Origin of the sequence: Myroides sp. C1519 (assembly GCF_038039755.1) — a bacterium.
Classification (GTDB): domain Bacteria; phylum Bacteroidota; class Bacteroidia; order Flavobacteriales; family Flavobacteriaceae; genus Flavobacterium; species Flavobacterium phaeum_A.
The window spans coordinates 1-5,525 of sequence record NZ_JBBPHM010000042.1; the positions used below are offsets into that span (position 1 = coordinate 1).

The 5,525-nt window shown below is 33.2% G+C and carries 5 protein-coding genes; 1 reads left to right on the forward strand and 4 read right to left on the reverse strand.

Annotated features, from left to right (window positions below; genetic code table 11):
- Window positions 1-303 precede the first annotated feature (303 nt).
- Both AABL81_RS13405 and rho read right to left on the reverse strand, forming a co-directional pair.
- Window positions 304-633 carry a hypothetical protein gene (locus AABL81_RS13405; RefSeq protein ID WP_158210265.1) on the reverse strand — a complete coding sequence of 110 codons (330 nt, stop codon included), beginning with the start codon at window positions 631-633 and terminating at the stop codon, window positions 304-306.
- A 235-nt stretch (window positions 634-868) separates the two neighbouring features.
- Window positions 869-2,707 carry a transcription termination factor Rho gene (gene rho, locus AABL81_RS13410; RefSeq protein WP_158210264.1) on the reverse strand — a complete coding sequence of 613 codons (1,839 nt, stop codon included), beginning with the start codon at window positions 2,705-2,707 and terminating at the stop codon, window positions 869-871.
- 185 nt (window positions 2,708-2,892) lie between these two features.
- Here rho and AABL81_RS13415 point away from each other — a divergent pair, with 185 nt between their 5' ends.
- The gene (locus AABL81_RS13415) at window positions 2,893-3,309 is read left to right on the forward strand and encodes a DUF4293 domain-containing protein (protein WP_158210263.1); all 417 of its coding nucleotides are present in this window, start codon (window positions 2,893-2,895) and stop codon (window positions 3,307-3,309) included.
- A 42-nt stretch (window positions 3,310-3,351) separates the two neighbouring features.
- Here AABL81_RS13415 and AABL81_RS13420 read toward each other — a convergent pair whose 3' ends face one another.
- Together AABL81_RS13420 and AABL81_RS13425 are read right to left on the reverse strand one after the other, a co-directional pair.
- On the reverse strand, window positions 3,352-3,861 hold the full coding sequence (locus tag AABL81_RS13420; RefSeq protein WP_090409210.1) for a metallophosphoesterase family protein: 510 nt from the start codon (window positions 3,859-3,861) through the stop codon (window positions 3,352-3,354).
- A 56-nt stretch (window positions 3,862-3,917) separates the two neighbouring features.
- Complete coding sequence (locus AABL81_RS13425) at window positions 3,918-5,186, reverse strand: M64 family metallopeptidase (protein ID WP_341341313.1); 1,269 nt, start codon at window positions 5,184-5,186, stop codon at window positions 3,918-3,920.
- Window positions 5,187-5,525: the final 339 nt, after the last annotated feature.

Consider the following 5,525-nt stretch of genomic DNA (forward strand, 5'->3'; position numbering starts at 1 on the left):
ATTCAAACCTGCAACCTTCTGAGCCGTAATCAGATGCGCTATTCAGTTGCGCCACATGGCCATTTCGTTATTGCGAGTGCAAATATAGAACGATATTCTGTAAATACAAACTCTATCTACGTTTTTTTTCAATCCTTTTTCAGCCAATCCTTTTAAATAACTATAAATAAGCCATTTGTAATGAAAAATATTTTTATATTTTTTTTACTCAAAAAAGAACAAAACTACTTTTTACTCAAAACACCAGCAAATACAAGCGAATCAGAAATACCTACATCTAATAAAAATTACGTCAATACAGACTTAAAATTTATCCTTTGGCGGTAAATAATAGATATATAAAGCAGCTGTTATTACAAATAAAACTAAAATAAAGTAAAACGAGTTTCCCGTAAATAGTCCAAAAACCAAAAATAGTATTGTTGCAATTGCTCCTATAAATAGAAAATCGAAACTTTTTTTATCTATTAACTCGTCATCCCAATCTTCTTCTTCTTGTTCTAATAATTCTTTTTCCTTTTGCTTATACTCTAAATACTCTTCTTTACTCTTAAAACTCTTTACAGTAAAAAACTGTCGAACTATTAAGAATGTTACTATTGCAACCACAAAAAACACAACCACTGCACTCATCTACTATTCAAATTCTTGTTTTTAACACTCCGAAAATAACTATTTTATCAAACTCTACAAAAATTATATAATATAGATTTTAATAAATATGTTATAAAGTTAAATATTTAGACTTGTTTTACTTATTTACCAAATACTCATAAAAAAAGAGGATGCTCACACATCCTCTTTTTTTTATATTTAAAATAACAACTCTCTACTCCTTTCAAAGCATAAGATTTTGTCATTACTATCTCTATTTCTCGTTTAAAGTTTTCAAGAAATCATCATTATTATCTGTCCTTCTTAGATTATCAATAATAGATGTCATCGCCTCTACAGAATTCATATTATCCATTACATTACGCATAACCCAAAGGCGCTGTAAAGCATCTTTATCTAATAATAAGTCATCGCGTCTTGTACTTGATGAAGTAATATCAATTGCAGGGAAAATACGCTTATTAGAAAGTTTTCTATCTAACTGAAGTTCCATATTACCAGTACCTTTAAACTCTTCAAAAATAACCTCATCCATTTTTGAACCAGTATCTACAAGAGCTGTTGCAATAATACTTAAAGAACCTCCATTTTCAATATTACGAGCAGCACCAAAGAAACGTTTTGGTTTTTGTAGCGCATTAGCATCTACCCCACCACTCAATACCTTACCTGAAGCAGGTTGTACCGTATTATAAGCACGTGCTAAACGTGTAATTGAGTCTAATAAAATAACAACATCGTGACCGCATTCAACTAAACGCTTTGCTTTCTCTAAAACGATATTAGCAACTTTCACGTGTCTTTCTGCAGGTTCATCAAATGTTGAAGCAATAACCTCAGCATCTACACTTCTCTGCATATCTGTAACCTCTTCTGGACGCTCATCAATCAAAAGTACGATTAAATAAGCCTCTGGGTGATTCGCAGCAATAGCATTTGCTACATCTTTTAACAACATCGTTTTACCCGTCTTTGGTTGTGCAACGATCATACCACGTTGTCCTTTACCAATTGGAGCAAACATATCCATTAAACGAGTTGATACCGTACTTTTTCTTCCATCAAGATTAAACTTCTCTTGAGGAAATAAAGGTGTCAAATGTTCAAATGATACTCGGTCACGCACAGCTTGTGGATCGTGTCCGTTAATTTTTAATACTCTTACAAGTGGGAAAAACTTCTCTCCTTCTTTTGGAGGTCTTACCACTCCTTTAACTGTATCTCCCGTTTTTAAACCAAATAATCTAATTTGAGATTGCGATAAGTAAATATCATCAGGAGAAGATAAATAGTTATAATCTGCAGAACGCAAGAACCCATAACCATCAGGCATCATTTCAAGAACACCTTCACTTTCAATAATTCCGTCAAACTCATAATCTGGTTCTCTGTAATTATTGCGTTTATTATTATGGTTGTTATTATTTTTATTTTGTTGATTATTGTGTGGCTTTTTATTTTGATCTGAATCATTATTTTGATTCGTTTCAGCAAGAACATTAACCTCAGCAACATCTGTATCTACATCAGCCACAGTAGAAACTGCTTTTGTCTCTGTTGGCTCAACTGTATTTCTATTCTGATTTTTAAAATCTCTTTTTTGAGAATCGCGGCGATTAGAGTCATCACCTCTCTTTTTATTAAATTCCCTTTTATTTTCACGATTATGAGCTGGCTTAGCCTCTCTCACACCTTCTGCTTTTTCTTCTGTACTTGTTGTATCAGTAGAAACTCTTTTTTCGTTTTGTTTTGCAGCGGGTTTTCTATGAGGTTTATCAGCAATCACCTGAGAAGCTTGTTCTAACTTCGCTCCTAACTTGCTCTCTTCTTCTTGGGGTTTATTTAGTCTTGGACGCTTTGATTTATCGCTCGACTCTCCAACTTCTTGTGGCGTTGCAGCTTTCTTAGGATTAACAGTATTCGGTCCTTTCACACTCTCCTTTGCAACATTAGAATCTGCTTTTTGACTACCTAAAATTTGCGTAATAAGCTCATCTTTCTTCAATGAAGCGATTTTACCTATTTTGGCTTTTTTAGCAATCTCCTGAAGGTCAGCAACCTTCATTTTTTTTAATTCGGAAATTTCAAACATAAAAATGTTTATAGATTATAAAAATATTGAATTATATATTTTAAATAAGATGGGAATTTAAAATAGAATTGCCGTATTATGAAGAACTTACGGCAGTACTGATGCAATATTACGAATTAATTTTTACAAACAATAGGTTTTTTACAAAAAGAAACGTTATTTTTGTATTTCATTTTTTACAAATCATGTTACAAAGAATTCAAACTGTTTACTTAATCATCGTTTTTGTACTTGTAGGTGTTTTACCATTCATATTCCCTTTGTGGACTAATGGAGAGGGTACAGAAATCTATTCGATGCATATACCTATGTTTACTATCCTTTTCGGATTATCAGTTGCTATGACAGTAGTAGCTATCTTAGGATATAACAATCGCAAAAGACAGTTTGTCATCAATCGTTTGAATATAATATTAAATTTTATACTAGTAGGATTATTCATATACAGATCACTAAACATATCTGGAGAAGCAGTTGATACTGTTTCGGAGAAAGGTATTGGAATGTTCCTCCCTCTTATTTCTATCCTGTTTATCGTGTTAGCAAACAGAGCCATTAAGAAGGATGAAGATCTCGTAAAATCAGTAGATCGTTTAAGATAAACCTAATATCTTAGTTTATTAGTGCGTTAAAAAAGCCGAACTTTAAAGTTCGGCTTTTTTGTTTTTTGACCATTCGATAATCTCTAAATCACTAATCTTACCTTGGTCTATTTTAAAGCGCAGCATAGTTCGCACTTGATGAAAACCACTGATTCCTGCTGCTCCTGGATTCATATGTAATACTCCCAACATCTGATCATATTGCACCTTTAGTATATGTGAATGCCCACAAATGTAAATCCCTGGATGTTCTGTCATTATTCTTTGTTTCACACTTGCTTTATACTTTCCAGGATAACCTCCAATATGTATCATATACACCTTCATCCCTTCACACTCAAAAAACTGTTCTTCCGGAAACTCTAACCTTGCCTCTGCTCCGTCTATATTTCCGTAAACAGCGCGCAAAGGTTTTACCTTCTTAATCGTATCAGTTACTGTTAAGTCCCCTATATCTCCAGCGTGCCAAACCTCATCAGCTTGTGCTACATATTTCATAATATGCTCGTCTATACAACTATGCGTATCAGACAATAATAATATATTCTTCACTTGTATTACCTATTTAAAACAAGAAAGCCTCTCTACTGAGAAGCTTTCTAATATGATTACTCTGTATAAAACAAAATTAACTCTTCTATCGCATTCTGACAAACGGGACAGAAATCTGGGTATTGATTTGTTTTCATTCTACAATCCAATGTTCCTTTGTAAATCTTTCTTCCTGCTAATCCTTCATAAACACCTATTGGATATTTTTTCACATCTTTAGCGTCAGTTGGAATTGGCGTACCTTTTTTCAACATTTTCTTCCACTTACTATTAAAATCTACAAGTGTTGTAATGTTTCTCTCCCAAGGTTCGCTTACATTCGAAATTAAATCACTTAACACATCTTGCTCATAAAAATACTCATCTGCTAATCCGGCAAAACTATGACCAAACTCGTGTACTACCACCGGTTTAAAATCCTTATTCCCCGTTGTAGTTAATGTGTACGAGTTGTAAATTCCCCCACCACCATACACATCTGTATTTGCTAAAATAACAATGTGCTCGTAAGGAATACCTGCCAAAACATCGTGTAATTTTTTAATGCGGTTAGTAGTCAAATAACGCTCTGAATAAAAAGTATCAAAATTTGATTCTACGGCTGTCTTACGCCACTCTCCTTTACGAGGTACGCTTACTCCAGAATCTTGAGAAGCACTCTTTACAGCAATAAAATTAAAGTTATCTGCAAATTTGCCAAACGGTTTGTGCTTTAAAATTTCCTCTATTGAAACCTTAGCTGCAGTCATAAACTTATCCATCTCTCCTGCTTGAAAACCTTCTGCTACAAAAACCACATTGATCGCTTTTGCCTCATCTTTCGCTTTATGTAAATATACGTGTTCAGTTACATCCGCTACTCCTTTTTGATGAATCAACATATCAGTTGGATCAACATAGTGAACTAATGTATCTTTCTCTTTGCCATTTTCATCAAATAACACAAGTTCAATGCGCACTTTATGCTTTGGAAATGGAACTAAGAATACGTTTTCAAAACTCTTTGTAGTTCGTTGTGCTTCTTCAGTAGATAACCACTCTTGAAATAGAGTACTAAAACTATTCGTATAAATAAGTAAATCACTCTGCTCATCGTAAACGCGTACTTGTCCATTACCTTTTAGTGCATTTTCACCCAAGTGATGTGTTCTCCCTGCCCATTGTGGATACGAAGCTAACTCGTCTAATAAAATAAACTGTCGTTTGGCATCTCCTCCAAATACATAGTCTAATCGCAATGTTTTATCTTCAAAATAGTCTTTAAATTCTTGTGCACTGACCATTGTACTAAGGCACAATGCTAACAGTAAAAATAGTTTCTTCATTATGTTGTTTGGTTATTAAAAGGTAAAAATAGAAATTATTTACCAACTTATTTTGTACTTTTGTAAACATAAGTCATTATCTCTTTTAGATAAACTTTCTACGCTTTTAACTTATTTACTGTAAACACAAAATTGCTAAGCTGTTTTTCTCATTCCTATAAAAGATGACAGATACAGAGCAAAATCCTTCTAATCACTCAGTCGTAATCACAGTATAATTTAGCTATTTCCCATTTCTTACTTACCTTTTCAAAACAAGGTCATTAAGCTATTGACCCGTCCTAAAATAACTGTACAGTTTTAAAACAGTTAAAAATGGAAAATAGTAATCAAACAAGA